We start from the raw sequence: 17,060 nt of genomic DNA, 5'->3' as shown, positions 1-17,060 counted from the left end.
AGGCCACACATGACCACGCCAGAGAACGAGCACCCGCAGGCGGCGCCGACGCAGCCCATCCCGCCCGTCGCGCACCCCACGAACCCGTTCACCCCGCCGCACCCCGCCGCGCCCGCCGACCAGCGCGCGCTCTACGAGGCCGCGCAGCGCGAGGCAGCCCAGCGCGAGGCAGCGGACCGCGCCGCCGCGCAGGCGCACACCGCGCCCATCGCGCAGGCCGCGCCCGCCGCGCCCCAGGCGCAGGCCGCGCCCGCCGCTCACACGGCTCCCATCGCCTACGCCGGCACCCCGTACGCCCAGCAGGCGCCGCAGCAGCCGGCCACCCCGTGGTTCGGCGAGCAGCAGTCCGCCGTCGCCACCGCGCCGGCGCCCGCCAAGAAGCGCGGCGTCTGGTTCCCGATCACGTCCGCGGCCGCCGTGGGCGCGCTCGTCGCCGGCATCGCCGTCTACGGCATCACGCACGACGACGGCGACAACGGCGGCACGTCCGCCGCGTCGCTGGCCACCATCGGGCAGTCGTCGAACGACGCCGTCCCGGTCTCGGGCTCCACCGCTGACGACCCGGACTGGCAGAAGGTCTCCGCGGCCGTGCAGGCCTCCGTCGTCGCGATCACCGTCACCACCGCCGACGGCACCGCGCAGGGCTCGGGCGTCATCATCGACGACTCCGGCCACATCGTCACCAACAACCACGTCGTCTCCGGCGCACAGGGCAAGGTCTCGGTCACGCTGACCGACGGCCGCATCCTGCAGGCCACGGTCGTGGGTACGGACCCGACGACGGACCTCGCGGTCATCAAGCTCGACGACGCGCCCAGCGGCCTCGTTCCCGCGGCGATCGGCGACTCGGCGGCCGTCATCGTCGGCGAGCCCGTCATGGCCGTCGGCAACCCGCTCGGCCTGGCGAACACCGTCACGACCGGCATCGTCTCGGCCGTCGACCGCCCCGTCTCGACCCAGGGCGAGAACGGCGGCGAGGGCACCGTCACCAACGCGATCCAGGTGGACGCCGCGGTCAACCCCGGCAACTCGGGTGGCCCGCTGTTCGACGCGCAGGGCCGCGTCATCGGCATCAACTCGTCCATCGCGACGCTGTCGAGCGAGTCGGGCTCCATCGGCCTCGGCTTCGCCATCCCGTCGAACCTCGTCAAGAACGTCGCCGCCCAGCTCATCTCGAGCGGCACCGCCAAGCACGCGTTCCTCGGTGTGACGCTGAACGACGGCACGGCCACGGCCGACGGCGTGACGCGCGCCGGTGCTGTCGTCGAGTCGGTCTCCGACGGCTCCCCGGCCGCCGCGGCCAAGCTCGTCAAGGGTGACGTCGTCGTCGCGATCAACGACAAGCCGGTCGGCGGCGCCGAGTCGCTCACCGCGTACGTCCGGTCGCTCACGTCGGGCGACGACGCCAAGCTGACGATCGTCCGCGACGGCAAGGCGCTCGACGTCACGGTGACGCTGGCGACGCGCGAGGACACCACCTCGTCGCAGACCACGCCCGACCAGACCACCCCCGGCGACGGCTCGGACCAGGGCACGCTGCCGGGCGACGGCTCGGACCAGGGCACGCTGCCTGGTGACGGCTCGGACCAGGGCACGGTCCCCGGCGACGGCTCGCAGTCGGCCCCCGGCGACGGCTCGGACCTCGGGTCGCTCACCCCGGAGCAGCTGTACAAGTGGTTCCAGGAGCACCAGGGCGACAGCAGCGGCCAGGATGGCAGCAGCGACCAGGGCGGTCAGGGCTGACGCCCACCCCAGAACCGGTCGGCGACCGGCGCGATCCCCCCTGACGCGCCGGCCGCCGACCTCAGACCAGCGGCACGCACCCCTCGTGCCGCTCACGCGGTCCGCACCCTGGACCGCACCCGGCCCCCGCGTCCCCTCGGGTGGCCGAGACGCCTCGCGCCCGTGCCGTCCTCCCCAGGACAGCACGGGCGCGAGCGCCATCTGCGGGCACGGTCGTCCGCCGACGGCGGGCCGGGGTCGGTCAGTCGCGCGAGAGGGCGAAGCGCATCGGAACGAGCTTGGCCTCGGACTCGGCCAGCTCCGCGGCCGGGTCGGACGCGGCGACGATGCCGCAGCCCGCGAAGAGCCGCACGCGGCGCGCGTCGTCGGGGTCGACCTGTGCCGAGCGCAGGGCGATGCCCCACTCGCCGTCGCCGTCGGCGCCGAACCAGCCGACGGGCCCGGCGTAGCGGCCGCGGTCCATGCCCTCGACGCGCGCGATGAGCTCGCGCGCCGCCTGGGTGGGCGTGCCGCACACCGCGGCGGTCGGGTGCAGGGCGGCGGCGAGCGCGAGCGACGTGGGGTGGTCACCCTCGGTGCCAGTCAGCACCCCGGTGACGTCGGACGCGAGGTGCAGGACGTTCGGCAGGTGCAGGACGAAGGGCACGTCGGGCACGTTGGTCGACGAGCAGAACGGCTCGAGCGCGTGCGCGACCGACGAGACGGCGTACTCGTGCTCCTCGAGGTCCTTCGAGGAGTGCGCCAGGATCGCGGCGCGGGCGACGTCCGCGGCGTCGTCGCCGGTGCGGCGGATCGTGCCGGCCAGCACGCGTGAGGTGACCAGGCCCTTCTCGGAGCGGACCAGCAGCTCGGGCGTCGCGCCCAGCATGCCGTCGACGCTGAACGTCCAGCAGGACGGGTACTGCGCCGCGAGCCGGTCGAGCACCCAGCGGGCGTCGAGCGGACGCTCCGTGCGGGCCTCGACGTCCCGCGCGAGGACCACCTTGTCGACCTCGCCGGCGCGGACCGCCGCGATGCCGAGCGCGACCACGTCCTGCCAGTCGGCCGCGTGCTCGTCGGCGTAGGCGACCTCGCCCGGGTCGTTCGGGGGCACGCGCGGGCCGACGACGTCCGCCAGGGCCGGTGCCGAGCCGAGCTGCGCGCCGGTCGTGACCGTGGTCAGCCAGGTGCGCCCGCCGCGCCGCCCGACGACGACGCGCGGGACGACGACGACGCCGCCGACCGCCGAGTGCTCGTCGAACGCGAACGACCCGAACGCCACGGGCCCGGTGCCGGGCACCCGGACCTCGTCGCGCACGATCGCGCGCGCCAGGACCTCGCGCCACGCGCGCTCGGCGTCGGCGAACCTCGTCGGCCCGGCCACCTCGACGCGCAGCGCCTCGCCCCAGCCCACCAGGCCGTCGCCGCGCCGGACCCACGCCAGCGGGGCGTCGGCGGGCAGCAGGCCGAGCAGGTCGGCCGGGTCGGGGGTGGCTGCGTCGTCGGTGCCGAGGCCGTCGAGGGCGACGGTCCGGACGACGAGCGGCTGCGGCACGTCGTCCGCGGAGGTCAGCGTGCTCATCACCGACCAGCGTATGCCCGCTCCGCGCGCCGCACCGGCCCCGTCCCCGTGACACGCACCACCCCTCCTCAGCCCTCCCACAGCCCGATCCGCCCCGGGCGGTGAGCGCGTGGGTGTGCGACGTGCCGCGGCCGGTGCGGCGTGTCGCACACCCACCCGCACACCCACCCGCACACCCAGGGGCTCGACGCCGGCGCGAGCCTCGGAGGCGCGTGCGGGGGACCAGGAGCGGGGGAGTTCGAGCAGGAGCCGGCGACCTGCGACGATGGGGGCATGTCTCGCGCCAGCCTGGACAAGGACCCCCACGAGGTCGCAGCGATGTTCGACGCCGTCGCGCACCGCTACGACCGCACGAACGACGTCATCTCCCTCGGCCAGGACCGCCAGTGGCGCAAGGCGACGCTCGCGGCGCTCGACGCGCAGGCGGGCGAGACGGTGCTCGACCTCGCGGCCGGCACCGGCACCTCGGCCGAGCCGCTGGCCGACAAGGGCGTCCACGTCCTGCCGTGCGACCTGTCGGAGGGCATGCTCGGGGTCGGCAAGCGTCGGCGCCCGGACCTGCCGTTCGTCGCGGGCGACGCGCTGCGGCTGCCGTTCGCCGACGAGTCCTTCGACGCGGTCACCATGTCGTTCGGGCTGCGCAACGTGCCCGACGTCCCCGCCGCCCTGGCCGAGCTGCTGCGCGTCACCAAGCCCGGCGGCCGCCTGGTGGTCTGCGAGTTCTCGCGGCCCACGTTCAAGCCGTTCCGGGCGATCTACACCGGCTACCTCATGCGCGCGCTGCCGCCGGTCGCCCGCGCGGTGTCCAAGGAGCCCGACGCGTACGTGTACCTCGCCGAGTCGATCCGCGAGTGGCCCGACCAGCGCGAGCTCGGCCTCCTCATCAAGCGCTCGGGCTGGGCGCACGTGGCGTTCCGCAACCTGTCGGGCGGCATCGTCGCCCTGCACCGGGGCACCAAGCCGGCCTGAGCCGGCTGGCAGGACTGGCTCCGGGGCCGCCCGACGAGAGTGAGGTGGCGGCCCGCGCGGAGTAGAACGGACGCCGGATCGCCGTGTTCGTGCGGACCGGGGTCGTGGCGCGCCCCGACTGCGGAGGCCCAGATCACGAGCCGTTCTTCACCCGGCCGGATGAGGTTAGCCATACCTTCGCAGACAGCCCCAGAACTCGTGGTTATGCTCGCCGGAGCCGATAGTGAACAACGTCACAAGTGGGGTCACCCGTGGTGGACATTGCGACAGATGACGCAGACGTCATCGTCGTCGGCGCGGGTCCCGCCGGGGCCGGCGCCGCCTTCCACTGCGCCTCCGCGGGCCTGGACGTGCTGCTCCTCGACAAGGCCTCGTTCCCCCGGGACAAGATCTGCGGCGACGGCCTGACGCCGCGCGCCGTCGCCGAGCTCGTGCGGATGGGGCTGCCGATCCGCGAGCAGGACGGCTGGATCCGCAACAAGGGCCTGCGCGTCCTGGGCGGCGGCCACCGCATCGAGATGGCCTGGCCGGAGATCTCCAGCTACCCGTCCTACGGGCTGGCGAAGTCGCGGATGTCGTTCGACCACACCCTCGTCGAGCACGCCCGCGCCGCCGGTGCCAAGGTCCACGAGCGCACGAGCGTCACAGGTCCGGTGCGCGACGAGCGCACGGGCCGCATCCTCGGCGTCACGGCCCGACCGGTCGACGAGGCGGGCAAGCGGGCCGGCGACGACGTCGTCTACCGCGCACCCGTCGTGATCGCGGCCGACGGCGTGAGCGCGCGCCTCGCCACCGGCATGGGCCTGCAGAAGCGCGACGACCGGCCCATGGGCGTCGCCGTCCGCACGTACTTCACGACCCCGCGGCACGACGACCCGTGGATGGAGTCGCACCTCGAGCTCTGGGACGGCGAGCCCGGCCGCTCCAACCTCATGCCCGGCTACGGCTGGATCTTCTCGCTCGGCGACGGCACGGCCAACGTGGGCCTCGGCTCCGTGAGCTCGACGGCCGCCGCGACGAAGGTCGACTACAAGGCGCTGTTCGCCGCCTGGATGCGCAACGCGCCCGCCGAGTGGGAGTTCACGCCCGAGAACCAGATCGGCCCCGTGCGCGGCGCCGCGCTGCCGATGGGCTTCAACCGCGGCCCGCTCTACGGCAACGGCCTGATGCTCGCGGGCGACGCCGCCGGGATGATCAGCCCGTTCAACGGCGAGGGCATCGCCTACGGCCTGCAGGCCGGTCGCGTCGCCGCCGACGCGATCGCCCAGGGCCTGGCCCGCGGCACCGCGGCGGGACGCGAGCGCGCGTTCGCCACCTACGAGCGGCGCATGAAGGACGACCTGGGCGGCTACTACACGCTCGGCCGGTACTTCGTGCGGCTGATCGAGCACCCGGAGATCATGAGAATCTGCACGCGGCACGGGCTGCCGCGGCCGCTGCTCATGAAGTTCGTGCTCAAGCTCCTGTCCGACTGCTACGAGCCGCGGGGCGGCGACGTGGTGGACCGGACCATCGCGGCCCTCGCCAGGATCGCACCGGCAGCATGACCCCCACCAGCACCACCACGACGAAGTGGAGTGACGCGCGATGAGCAATCCGTACGTCCCGCTGCTCATCCTCATGGGCATCGCTGCGGTGCTGACCATCGGCGGGGTCAGCGCGAGCGCCGTCGTCGGCCCCAAGCGCTACAACCGCGCCAAGCTCGAGGCCTACGAGTGCGGCATCGAGCCGACCCCGCACGCCATCGGCGGCGGCCGGTTCCCGATCAAGTACTACCTCGTGGCGATGACGTTCATCGTCTTCGACATCGAGGTCGTCTTCCTCTACCCGTGGGCCGTGAGCTTCGAGACGTTGGCCGCCTTCGGCCTCGTCGCGATGCTCATGTTCCTCGTGCTCATCACGATCCCCTTCGTGTACGAGTGGAAGCGCGGGGGCCTGGAGTGGGACTGAACATCTGCACGGCACCGACCGGAAGGGCGGCCTGAGCATGGGCATCGAAGAGGCACCGTCGGGCTTCCTGCTGACGACGATCGAGGATCTGGTCGGCTACTTCCGCAAGGGCTCGCTCTGGCCCGTGACGTTCGGCCTGGCCTGCTGCGCCATCGAGATGATGGCCGCCGGCGCGCCGCGGTACGACCTGTCCCGGATCGGCATGGAGGTCTTCCGTGCCTCGCCGCGCCAGGCCGACCTGATGATCGTGGCGGGGCGCGTGAGCCAGAAGATGGCCCCCGTCGTCCGCCAGGTCTACGACCAGATGAGCGAGCCCAAGTGGGTGCTCTCGATGGGCGTGTGCGCGAGCAGCGGCGGCATGTTCAACAACTACGCGATCGTGCAGGGCGTCGACCACATCGTCCCCGTCGACATCTACCTGCCCGGCTGCCCGCCCCGGCCCGAGATGCTGATCAACGCGATCCTCACGCTGCACGACCAGATCCAGAACGAGCCCCTGGGTGTCAACCGCCAGGAGGCCGCCGCCGCCGCCGAGGCCGCCGCACTGGCCGCGACGCCCACGTCGCACATGACGGGCCTGCTGCGATGACGGAACCGACCGAGAAGTCCGATGCCGCGGCAGCGGTGAAGCCGGGCGACGCCACCACCGGCGCCCAGGACACCAGCAAGGCCGCGCTCGAGGCGGGCTCGCAGCACACCGGCCGCACCGCGTTCGAGGTCGTCGACGTCCGTCGCGGCCTGTTCGGCGCGCACGGCACGGGCGACACCTCGGGCTACGGCGGCCTGGTCACGACGATCGCGCTGCCCGGCCCGTCCGAGCGCCCCTACGGCGGCTGGTTCGACGAGGTCGTCGACATCCTCACCGAGGTGCTCGACGAGTCCGGCACCGGCTACGCCCAGGCGATCGAGTACGTTGTCGTCGACCGCGGCGAGCTCACGCTGCACGTCGCGAAGGCGCACCTCGTCGAGGTCGCCCAGGCGCTGCGCGACGACCAGGACCTGCGCTTCGAGCTCAGCCTCGGCGTCAGCGGCGTGCACTACCCGCACGAGCACGGCCGCGAGCTGCACGCCGTCTACCAGCTCGTCTCGGTCACGCACGGCCGGCGGCTCCGGCTCGAGGTCGCGGCGTCCGACGCGGACCCGCACGTCCCGTCGACCACCGGGGTCTACCCGGCCAACGACTGGCACGAGCGCGAGACGTTCGACTTCTTCGGCCTGATCTTTGACGGCCACCCCGGTCTGGCCCGCATCGAGATGCCCGACGACTGGCCCGGGCACCCGCAGCGCAAGGACTACCCCCTCGGCGGGATCCCCGTCGAGTACAAGGGCGCGACCATCCCGCCCGCGGACCAGCGGAGGTCCTACTCATGAGCACCACGCACTCGACCGCGCGGATCGTCGACGACGCGGACCTGCCGCTCTTCGAGGCGTCCGGCGGCGACTGGTCGCAGATCGCCGAGGAGGCCGCCCGCCTCGGCGAGGAGCGCATCGTCGTCAACATGGGCCCCCAGCACCCGTCCACCCACGGCGTGCTGCGCCTCATGCTCGAGATCGACGGCGAGACGGTGACCGAGGCCCGCGCGGGCATCGGCTACCTGCACACCGGCATCGAGAAGAACATGGAGTTCCGCACCTGGACGCAGGGCGTGACGTTCTGCACCCGGATGGACTACGTCGCGCCGCTGTTCCAGGAGGCCGCCTACTGCCTCGCGGTCGAGAAGCTGCTCGGCATCACCGACGACATCCCCGAGCGGGCGTCGGTGATCCGCGTGCTGATGATGGAGCTCAACCGGATCACCTCCCACCTCGTGTGCCTGGCCACCGGCGGCAACGAGCTGGGCGCGACGACGATCATGACCGTCGGCTTCACGGCGCGCGAGGAGATCCTGCGGATCTTCGAGCTCATCTCCGGCCTGCGCATGAACCACGCGTACATCCGCCCCGGCGGCGTCGCGCAGGACCTGCCCCCGGGCGCGGTCCAGGCGACCCGCGACGCGCTGGTCAACGTCAAGCACTACGTGGCCCAGCTCGAGGAGCTCATGCTGGCCAACCCGATCCTGCACCTGCGCACCAAGGGCGTCGGCTACCTGGGCCTCGCCGGCTGCATGGGCCTGGGCATCACGGGACCCGTGCTGCGCAGCTCGGGCCTGCCGTACGACGTGCGCAAGTCCGACCCGTACTGCGGGTACGAGACGTACGACTTCGACGTCCCGACGGCCACCGACGCGGACTCGTGGGCGCGCATCGTGCTGCGCATGGAGGAGATCCACCAGTCCGTGCGCATCGTCGAGCAGGCCCTGGACCGCCTCGACACCAACGCCGGCCCGGTGATGGTCGAGGACAAGAAGATCGCCTGGCCCGCGCAGCTCGCGATCGGCACGGACGGCATGGGCAACTCGCTCGACCACATCCGCGAGATCATGGGCACCTCGATGGAGTCGCTCATCCACCACTTCAAGCTGGTGACCGAGGGCTTCCGGGTCCCGGCCGGGCAGGTGTTCCAGACGGTCGAGCACCCGCGCGGCGAGCTCGGCGTGCACCTGGTCTCCGACGGCGGCACGCGCCCTTACCGCGCGCACTTCCGGGACCCGAGCTTCAACAACCTGCAGGCCACGTCGATCATGTGCGAGGGCGGGCAGGTGGCCGACGTCGTCGTCGCCGTCGCGTCCCTCGACCCTGTGCTGGGAGGGGTGGACCGCTGATGTCCGTCGAGGCTGGCCGTACCCCCGGGCAGACGCACCGGACCGCGTACGACGAGGAGACGCGCGCGCGCCTCGCCGCGGACTCCGCGGCGATCATCGCCCGCTACCCCCAAGAGCGCTCGGCGCTGCTGCCGATGCTGCACCTGGTGCAGTCGGAGGACGGCTACGTCAGCCCCCGCGGCATCGCGTTCTGCGCGTCGACGCTCGGTCTGAGCACCGCCGAGGTGTCCGCGGTCGCGACCTTCTACACGCAGTACAAGCGCCACCCCAACGGCGAGTACACCGTGGGCGTGTGCACCAACACGCTGTGCGCCGTGATGGGCGGCGACGCGATCTGGGAGCACCTCGCGGACCACCTGGGCGTCGGCCACGACGAGACGACCGACGACGGCGCGATCACGCTCGAGCGCATCGAGTGCAACGCGGCCTGCGACTACGCCCCCGTGGTGATGGTCAACTGGGAGTTCTTCGACAACCAGACGCCCGGCTCGGCCGCCGAGCTCGCCGACGCGCTGCGCGCCGGCCGGCCCGTGGCGCCGACGCGCGGCGCGGACTCGGTGATCAGCTTCAAGGCCATGTCCCGCGTGCTCGCCGGGTTCGAGGACGGCCGGGCCGACGAGGGCGTCGGGGCCGGCGGGCCGACCGTGATCGGCACGCGGCTGGCACGCGAGAAGGGCTGGCAGGCGCCGGCGTTCCCCGGCGACGAGTCCGGCTCGACGAGCGAGGCCGGCACCGGCGGCGCGACGCACCAGCCGCAGCCCGGCGAGGAGCAGTCGAGCGCGGAACGCCCGGCCACCACGGGCAGCGACGTCTCGGCCGAGGCCGAGCAGAAGAAGCAGGCCTCGACCGACGCGAAGGAGTCCTGATGGCCACGACCCTGGCGCCCGTGCTGAGCGCCTTCTGGGACGCCGACCGCTCGTGGGCCCTCGAGACGTACGAGGCCAACGGCGGCTACCGCGGCCTGCGTCGCGCCCTGGACATGCAGGCGCCCGACGTCGTGACGATGGTCAAGGAGTCCGGCCTGCGGGGCCGCGGCGGCGCAGGCTTCCCGACGGGCATGAAGTGGGGCTTCCTGCCCGCGCCCGACGGTGGCCCGCGCTACCTCGTCGTGAACGCCGACGAGTCCGAGCCCGGGACGTGCAAGGACATCCCGCTCATGATGGCCAGCCCGCAGCACCTGATCGAGGGCGTGATCATCACGTCGTACGCGATCGGGTGCCACCACGCCTTCATCTACGTGCGCGGCGAGGTGCTGCACGTCTACCGGCGACTCCTCAAGGCCGTCGAGGAGGCCCGCGCGGCGGGCTACGTCGGCAGCGACATCCTCGGCTCCGGCTACGACCTGGAGATCACGGTGCACGCGGGTGCGGGCGCCTACATCTGCGGCGAGGAGACCGCGCTGCTCGACTCGCTCGAGGGCCTGCGCGGCCAGCCGCGGCTCAAGCCGCCGTTCCCCGCGGTCGCCGGCCTCTACGCCCGGCCCACCGTGGTCAACAACGTCGAGTCGATCGCGTCGGTCCCGGGGATCGTCGTCGGCGGCGCGGGCTGGTTCACGTCGATGGGCACGGAGCGCTCCACGGGCCACGGCCTGTTCAGCCTGTCGGGCCACGTGACCAACCCCGGCCAGTACGAGGCGCCGCTCGGCATCACGCTGCGCGAGCTGCTCGAGATGGCCGGCGGCATGCGCGGGGGCCGGGCGCTGAAGTTCTGGACCCCCGGCGGCTCGTCGACCCCGATCTTCACGGCCGAGCACCTCGACGTCCCGCTCGACTACGAGTCGGTGGGCGCGGCAGGGTCGATGCTCGGCACGCGCGCGCTGCAGATCTTCGACGAGACCACGTCCGTGGTCCGCGCGGTGACGCGGTGGACCGAGTTCTACAAGCACGAGTCCTGCGGCAAGTGCACGCCGTGCCGCGAGGGCACGTTCTGGCTGGCCCAGGTGCTGCAGCGCATCGAGCGCGGGCAGGGCACGCCGGCCGACATCGACCTGCTGCTCGACCTGTGCGACAACATCCTGGGCCGCGCGTTCTGCGCCCTGGGCGACGGCGCGACGAGCCCCATCACGAGCGCGGTGCAGTACTTCCGGGAGGAGTTCGAGGCCGGCTGCCACACGCCGGCCGACGTGCTCTTCCCGCCGGAGCGCAGCGCGCTGTTCGACTACAGGCCGCGCAAGGCTCTCGCGGGGGTGCACGCATGACGATCACATCGGCCAACCCGACCACGTCGCTGGTCCCGGCAGCACCGGTGCCCGTGGCGCCCACCGACGTCGAGACCGTGGCGTTCAGCATCGACGGCATCGAGACCTCCGCGCCCAAGGGCACGCTCGTCATCCGCGCTGCCGAGGAGCTGGGCATCCAGATCCCGCGCTTCTGCGACCACCCGCTGCTCGCGCCCGCCGGGGCGTGCCGGCAGTGCCTGGTCGAGGTCTGGGCGCCCGGCCGCGACGGCAAGCTGGCGAAGATGCCGAAGCCGCAGGCGTCCTGCACGCTCGAGGCGACCCCGGGCATGCAGGTCAAGACGCAGCACACGTCCGCCGAGGCCGACAAGGCGCAGCACGGCGTCATGGAGCTGCTGCTCATCAACCACCCGCTGGACTGCCCGGTCTGCGACAAGGGCGGCGAGTGCCCCCTGCAGAACCAGGCGATGAGCAACGGTCGCGCGTCGACCCGGTTCGTGGACGTCAAGCGCACGTTCGCCAAGCCGATCGCGATCTCGACGCAGATCCTGCTCGACCGCGAGCGCTGCATCCTGTGCCAGCGCTGCACCCGGTTCTCCGAGGAGATCGCCGGCGACGTGTTCATCGACCTGCAGAAGCGCGGCGCGAACCAGCAGATCGGCACGTTCGACACCGACGTCCTCGGCTTCGCGGGCGACGTCCCGACGGGCGCCTCGACGCTCGACACGAGCGGCAAGCCGTTCGCTTCCTACTTCTCGGGCAACACCGTGCAGATCTGCCCGGTCGGCGCGCTGACCAGCGCGGCGTACCGGTTCCGCTCGCGCCCGTTCGACCTGGTCTCCACGCCCGGCGTCTCCGAGCACGACTCCAACGGCTCGGCGATCCGGATCGACCACCGCCGCGGCGTCGTGCTGCGGCGCCTCGCGGGCGACGACCCGGCCGTGAACCAGGAGTGGATCAGCGACAAGGACCGCTTCGCGTTCACGTGGCAGTCCGCGCCGGACCGCATCATGACGCCCCTGGTCCGCGAGCGGACCGACGACGGCACGCGCGGCGAGCTGGTTCCCGCGAGCTGGGTCGAGGCGCTCGGCGCCGCGGCCGCAGGCCTGCGGGCCGCGGGCGCGGTCGGCGTGCTCCCGGGTGGCCGGCTCACGCTCGAGGACGCCTACGCCTACGCCAAGTTCGCCCGCGTGGTGCTCGGCACCAACGACGTCGACGGGCGCGCGCGCCCGCACTCCGACGAGGAGGAGGCCTTCCTCGCGCACCGCGTGGCCGGCCGCACCCTCGAGGTGACGTTCGCCGACCTGGACCGCGCGCCCGCCGTGCTGCTCGTCGGGCTCGAGCCCGAGGAGGAGGCCGGCATCCTGTTCCTGCGGCTGCGGCAGGCCGTGGTGCACCACCGTGCGCGCGTGGTCTCCGTGGCCGCGCTGGCGAGCCGCGGGCTCGAGCGCCTCTCGGGCACGCTCCTGGCCGCCGCACCCGGGACCGAGGCCGAGGTGCTCGACGGCATCGTCGACGGCGCGTCGGACCAGCTCGGCGCGACGGCCGAGCTCCTGGCGGCCGACGACGCCGTGATCCTCGTGGGCGAGCGGCTCGCGACCGTCCCGGGCGGCTTCACCGCCGTCCTGGCGCTCGCCGAGCGCACGGGTGCCCGCCTCGCGTGGGTCCCGCGCCGCGCGGGGGAGCGGGGTGCGGTCGAGGCCGGCCTGCTGCCGAACACGCTGCCGGGCGGGCGGACCGTCGCCGACGGGGCCGCACGCGTGGACCTGGCGGCGGCGTGGGACGTGGGCTCGCTGCCCTCGGCCCCCGGCCGCAGCACCGGCGAGATCGTGGCCGGTGCGCGCGACGGGAGCCTGGGCGGCCTGCTCGTCGGCGGCCTCGAGCCCGCCGACCTGCCCGACCCCGCCCTGGTGCGCGACGCGCTGGACCGCGTCGGCTTCCTCGTGTCGCTCGAGGTGCGCGCGTCGGAGGTGACCGACCGCGCGGACGTCGTCCTGCCGGTCGCGCCGCCGGTCGAGCGCGGCGGCACCTTCGTCACGTGGGAGGGCCGGCCACGGCCGTTCCCCCAGGCGCTCGTGTCGCACGCCCTGCCCGACCACCGCGTGCTCGACCGCCTGGCGGACGAGCTGGGCGTCGTGCTCGGCCTCGGGTCCCTGGCCGAGGTGCACGCCGAGCTCGACCAGATCGGCGGCTGGGACGGCGCCCGCGCCGCCGCGCCCGCCGTGGGAGCGGACGAGCCCCCGGCCGTCGCGCCCGGCACCGCTGTCCTGGCCACCTGGCACCAGCTGCTCGACAACGGGCGCCTGCAGTCCGGCGAGCAGCACCTGGCGGGCACCGCCAAGCGCCCGGTCGCCCGCATCTCGGCCGGCACCGCCGCTGCCGCGGGAGTCGCCGACGGCGGCGCGCTCGCGGTCAGCACGGACGCCGGCACGATCACGCTGCCGGTCGCCGTGACGGACATGCCGGACCACGTGGTCTGGCTGCCGACGAACGCGCCGGGCTCCGCGGTGCGGGACACGCTGCACGCCGACGCCGGCGATCTCGTCCGCGTCGCAGCAGGAAGCACGGAGGTGGCGTGATGCTCGCAGCCGCGGTCGCGCCCGGAGGGGCGGACTTCAGCAACGACACCTGGTGGCTGTGGGTCATCAAGGCCGTCGTCATCATCGTGTTCCTGCTCACCAGCGTGCTGTTCGCGATCTGGTTCGAGCGCAAGGTCGTCGCGCGCATGCAGGTGCGGCCCGGCCCCAACGTGCACGGTCCGTTCGGCCTGCTGCAGTCGCTCGCCGACGCCATGAAGCTCCTGTTCAAGGAGGACATGACCGTCACGGCGGCCGACAAGATCGTCTACGTCGTCGCGCCGATGATCGCCGTGTTCTGCTCGCTGCTGACGTTCGCCGTCATCCCGCTCGGGCCGTCCGTGAACCTGTTCGGGCACGAGACGCCGCTGCAGCTGACCGACTTCCCCGTCGCGGTGCTCTACATCCTGGCCTGCGCATCGGTCGGCGTGTACGGCATCGTGCTCGGCGGCTGGGCGTCCAACTCGACGTACCCGCTGCTCGGCTCGGTCCGCTCCACCGCGCAGGTCATCTCCTACGAGCTCGCGATGGGCCTGTCGCTCGTCAGCGTGTTCCTGCTGGCCGGCTCGATGTCCACGTCGCAGATCGTCAGCTCGCAGCACACCATCTGGTGGGTCCTGCCGCTGCTGCCCGCCTTCGTCATCTACGTGATCTCGATGGTCGGCGAGACCAACCGCCTGCCGTTCGACCTGCCCGAGGCCGAGGGCGAGCTCGTCTCCGGCTACATGACCGAGTACTCGTCGATGAAGTTCGCCTGGTTCTTCCTGGCGGAGTACATCAACATGCTCAACGTCTCGGCCGTCGCGACGACGCTGTTCCTCGGCGGGTGGCGCGCGCCGTGGCCGATCTCGGCGATCAACGACGGGATGTTCAACACCGGCTGGTGGCCGGTGCTGTGGTTCCTCGTCAAGCTCTGGGCCGTCATGTTCTTCTTCGTCTGGGTCCGCGGCTCGGTGCTGCGCTTCCGGTACGACCAGTTCATGAACATCGGCTGGAAGCGGCTCATCCCCGCGGCGCTCGTGTGGGTCGTGCTCGTCGCCCTGGTGCAGGGGCTGCGCACGTTCTGGCACATCGACCGGACCGCCCTCTTCGTCGTCGCGGGGGTCCTCGGCCTGTTCGTCGTCGTGAGCCTGCTGATACCGGAGAAGAAGAAGCCGGTGGCACCACCACCGGCGGGCCCGCAGGTCTTCGACCCGTTCGCGGGCGGGTACCCGGTGCCCCCGATGCCCGGCCAGGTGCTGCCCCCGTCGCCGCGCGCCCAGCGCCGCGCCGACGCCGCGCTCGTCGGGTCGACGACGAGCGAGGTCCCCGACACGACCACGACGGAACCGGAGGTGCACGGTGGCTGAGCCCAGCAAGAAGCCCACGAGCCGGCAGGTCGCGCGCCCGGCGGCCGAGCCCGCACCGAAGCCGCAGGCCCAGGACGTCGAGAAGCGCTCACCCGTCGGTGACGTCGGCGCGCCCGCGAGCTACGAGCCGCTCATGAAGCCGGCCGGCGGCGTGCGGGGCTTCCTCGCCCCGGTCGGCGGGTTCGGCGTCACGCTCTCGAACATGTTCCGGCCGACCGTCACCGAGGAGTACCCCTCGGAGAAGGTGCCTGCCAAGCCGCGGTACCACGGTCGCCACCAGCTCAACCGCTACGCGGACGGCCTGGAGAAGTGCATCGGCTGCGAGCTGTGCGCGTGGGCCTGCCCGGCCGACGCGATCTACGTCGAGGGCGCGGACAACACCCCCGACAACCAGCGCTCGCCAGGCGAGCGGTACGGCGCGGTCTACCAGATCAACTACCTGCGCTGCATCTTCTGCGGGCTGTGCATCGAGGCCTGCCCCACCCGCGCGCTGACCATGACCAACGAGTACGAGCTCGCGGGCCCCACGCGCGCCGGGATGATCTGGGAGAAGCAGGACCTGCTCGCGCCGCTGCGCGAGGGGATGCTCTCCGCGCCGCACCCGATGGTCGAGGGGACCACCGACACGGAGTACTACCGCGGCGAGGTCACGGGAGCCACCGAGGCGCAGCAGGCCTGGGTGCGCGAGCGTCGGCCCGACGACGCCACGCTGCCGGAGGGCGACGGCGTCGACGCCGCCAACGCGACGCAGCACGAGGCGGCGGAGACGGCCGCGGAGATGGCCCGCCTGGTCGCCGCCGCGAACAAGCAGGGCCGCCGATGAGCGCCGTGGTCCACGCGGCCCTGGCCGGCGGGACGCAGACGTCGGGTGCCGAGGAGGCCCTGTTCTGGGTCCTCGCGCCCGTCATGGTGCTCGCCGCGTTCGGCCTGCTGTTCGCCCGCAAGGCCGTGCACGCGGCCCTGTCGCTCATCGTCGTGATGATCTCGCTCGCATTCATGTACGTCGCGCAGGGCGCGGTGTTCCTCGGCGTGGTCCAGGTGGTCGTCTACACCGGCGCGATCATGATGCTGTTCCTGTTCGTCCTCATGCTCGTCGGCGTCGGCTCGTCGGACTCGCTCGTCGAGACCATCCGCGGACAGCGCTGGGCCGGCTGGCTCGCCGGGCTCGGCCTCGCCGCCGTGCTCGCGGGCGTGCTCGGCACCGCGCTCTACCCGGACCCGGTGGGCCTGGACGAGGCGAACGCCCCGACCAACCCCGAGGGCGTCGCTCGCGTGATCTTCTCCCAGCACGTGTTCGCGATGGAGGTCGTCGGCGCGCTGCTGGTCACCGCGGCGCTCGGCGCCCTGGTGCTCACGCACCGCCGTCGCCTGACCCCCAAGCGGGGCCAGCGCGAGCTCGCCGACCTGCGCGTCGAGGGCGGCCACCACCTGGCCCCCCTGCCCGCGCCCGGCGTCTACGCCCGGCACAACGCGATGGACGTGCCGGCGCTCGACCCGTACGGCGACCCGATCGAGTCCTCCGTGCCGCGCGTGCTGCGCGTGCGCGGCCAGGAGGCGGACGCCGCCGAGTACGCGGCCCGGATCGACAGGGTCCTGGCCGGCCGGTCGGCCAAGGGCGACGCGACGAACCCGCCCCCCGCGGCGGACCCCGCGGGCCAGCCCGTCAACGCGCCCGACATCGCGGACGCCGTCGCCGGCGTCGACCTCGAGGGGGACGGCAAGTGAGCCTCGACCACTACCTGGTCCTCGCCGGGATCCTGTTCTCGATCGGCGCCGCCACGGTGCTGCTGCGGCGCAACGCGATCATCGTGTTCATGGGCGTCGAGCTCATGCTCAACGCGACGAACCTGCTGCTCGTGACGTTCTCGCGGATGCACGGCCAGCTCGACGGGCAGGTGCTCGCGTTCTTCGTCATGGTCGTGGCCGCCGCCGAGGTCGTCGTCGGCCTCGCGATCATCGTGTCCATCTACCGAACCCGACGCTCGGCCTCGGTCGACGACGTCAACCTGCTGAAGAGCTGAGGGGCGGACCGTG

Annotated in this window: 15 protein-coding genes; 14 read left to right on the top strand and 1 reads right to left on the bottom strand. The window is 72.8% G+C overall.

The genetic code is table 11. The features are described 5' to 3' along the window. Nucleotides 1–9 precede the first annotated feature (9 nt). Nucleotides 10–1,743 carry a S1C family serine protease gene (locus EDF34_RS06155; protein WP_123370374.1) on the top strand — a complete coding sequence of 578 codons (1,734 nt, stop codon included), beginning with the start codon at nucleotides 10–12 and terminating at the stop codon, nucleotides 1,741–1,743. A 241-nt stretch (nucleotides 1,744–1,984) separates the two neighbouring features. Here the strand turns inward: EDF34_RS06155 and EDF34_RS06150 are convergent, their stop codons facing one another. After that, nucleotides 1,985–3,304, bottom strand: coding sequence for an isochorismate synthase MenF (locus EDF34_RS06150; RefSeq protein ID WP_123370373.1), 1,320 nt, complete (start codon nucleotides 3,302–3,304; stop codon nucleotides 1,985–1,987). 273 nt (nucleotides 3,305–3,577) lie between these two features. On the opposite strand from EDF34_RS06150, the gene EDF34_RS06145 reads away from it, so the two are divergent. The 13 genes from EDF34_RS06145 to nuoK all read left to right on the top strand — a co-directional run bounded on the left by EDF34_RS06145 (nucleotide 3,578) and on the right by nuoK (nucleotide 17,047). Next, the gene (locus EDF34_RS06145) at nucleotides 3,578–4,273 is read left to right on the top strand and encodes a demethylmenaquinone methyltransferase (protein ID WP_123370372.1); all 696 of its coding nucleotides are present in this window, start codon (nucleotides 3,578–3,580) and stop codon (nucleotides 4,271–4,273) included. Nucleotides 4,274–4,524: 251 nt separating this feature from the next. Next, nucleotides 4,525–5,820 carry a geranylgeranyl reductase family protein gene (locus EDF34_RS06140; RefSeq protein WP_123370371.1) on the top strand — a complete coding sequence of 432 codons (1,296 nt, stop codon included), beginning with the start codon at nucleotides 4,525–4,527 and terminating at the stop codon, nucleotides 5,818–5,820. Between the two features lie 40 nt (nucleotides 5,821–5,860). Further along, nucleotides 5,861–6,223, top strand: coding sequence for an NADH-quinone oxidoreductase subunit A (locus EDF34_RS06135; RefSeq protein WP_118766124.1), 363 nt, complete (start codon nucleotides 5,861–5,863; stop codon nucleotides 6,221–6,223). Nucleotides 6,224–6,260: 37 nt separating this feature from the next. Further along, complete coding sequence (locus tag EDF34_RS06130; RefSeq protein ID WP_118766123.1) at nucleotides 6,261–6,812, top strand: NADH-quinone oxidoreductase subunit B family protein; 552 nt, start codon at nucleotides 6,261–6,263, stop codon at nucleotides 6,810–6,812. Continuing rightward, a complete protein-coding gene (locus tag EDF34_RS06125) occupies nucleotides 6,809–7,594 on the top strand; it encodes an NADH-quinone oxidoreductase subunit C (protein WP_123370370.1) in 786 nt (261 codons plus the stop codon). The genes EDF34_RS06130 and EDF34_RS06125 overlap by 4 nt, the downstream gene beginning before the upstream one ends. Continuing rightward, nucleotides 7,591–8,925: an NADH-quinone oxidoreductase subunit D gene (locus EDF34_RS06120; RefSeq protein WP_123370369.1), complete on the top strand. Its 1,335-nt coding sequence runs from the start codon at nucleotides 7,591–7,593 to the stop codon at nucleotides 8,923–8,925. Before EDF34_RS06125 ends, EDF34_RS06120 begins: the two co-directional genes overlap by 4 nt. Then, nucleotides 8,925–9,791, top strand: a complete 867-nt coding sequence (gene nuoE, locus EDF34_RS06115; protein ID WP_123370368.1) for an NADH-quinone oxidoreductase subunit NuoE — start codon at nucleotides 8,925–8,927, stop codon at nucleotides 9,789–9,791. Before EDF34_RS06120 ends, nuoE begins: the two co-directional genes overlap by 1 nt. Then, nucleotides 9,791–11,122: an NADH-quinone oxidoreductase subunit NuoF gene (nuoF, locus tag EDF34_RS06110; RefSeq protein ID WP_123370367.1), complete on the top strand. Its 1,332-nt coding sequence runs from the start codon at nucleotides 9,791–9,793 to the stop codon at nucleotides 11,120–11,122. Before nuoE ends, nuoF begins: the two co-directional genes overlap by 1 nt. Continuing rightward, on the top strand, nucleotides 11,119–13,680 hold the full coding sequence (locus tag EDF34_RS06105; protein ID WP_123370366.1) for an NADH-quinone oxidoreductase subunit G: 2,562 nt from the start codon (nucleotides 11,119–11,121) through the stop codon (nucleotides 13,678–13,680). The genes nuoF and EDF34_RS06105 overlap by 4 nt, the downstream gene beginning before the upstream one ends. Then, nucleotides 13,680–15,026 (top strand): NADH-quinone oxidoreductase subunit NuoH, encoded by a 1,347-nt coding sequence (gene nuoH, locus EDF34_RS06100; RefSeq protein ID WP_123370365.1) that lies wholly within the window; start codon nucleotides 13,680–13,682, stop codon nucleotides 15,024–15,026. The genes EDF34_RS06105 and nuoH overlap by 1 nt, the downstream gene beginning before the upstream one ends. Next, a complete protein-coding gene (nuoI, locus tag EDF34_RS06095) occupies nucleotides 15,019–15,849 on the top strand; it encodes an NADH-quinone oxidoreductase subunit NuoI (protein WP_370450029.1) in 831 nt (276 codons plus the stop codon). The genes nuoH and nuoI overlap by 8 nt, the downstream gene beginning before the upstream one ends. Then, complete coding sequence (locus tag EDF34_RS06090; protein ID WP_123370364.1) at nucleotides 15,846–16,751, top strand: NADH-quinone oxidoreductase subunit J; 906 nt, start codon at nucleotides 15,846–15,848, stop codon at nucleotides 16,749–16,751. Before nuoI ends, EDF34_RS06090 begins: the two co-directional genes overlap by 4 nt. Further along, nucleotides 16,748–17,047, top strand: coding sequence for an NADH-quinone oxidoreductase subunit NuoK (gene nuoK, locus EDF34_RS06085; RefSeq protein WP_123370363.1), 300 nt, complete (start codon nucleotides 16,748–16,750; stop codon nucleotides 17,045–17,047). Before EDF34_RS06090 ends, nuoK begins: the two co-directional genes overlap by 4 nt. Nucleotides 17,048–17,060: the final 13 nt, after the last annotated feature.

This window comes from Cellulomonas sp. PhB150, from assembly GCF_003755175.1.
In the GTDB taxonomy this organism is placed as follows: Bacteria; Actinomycetota; Actinomycetes; order Actinomycetales; family Cellulomonadaceae; genus Cellulomonas.
The sequence above is the reverse complement of the archived record's forward strand: the minus strand, read 5'-3'. Positions and strand labels throughout refer to the sequence as shown.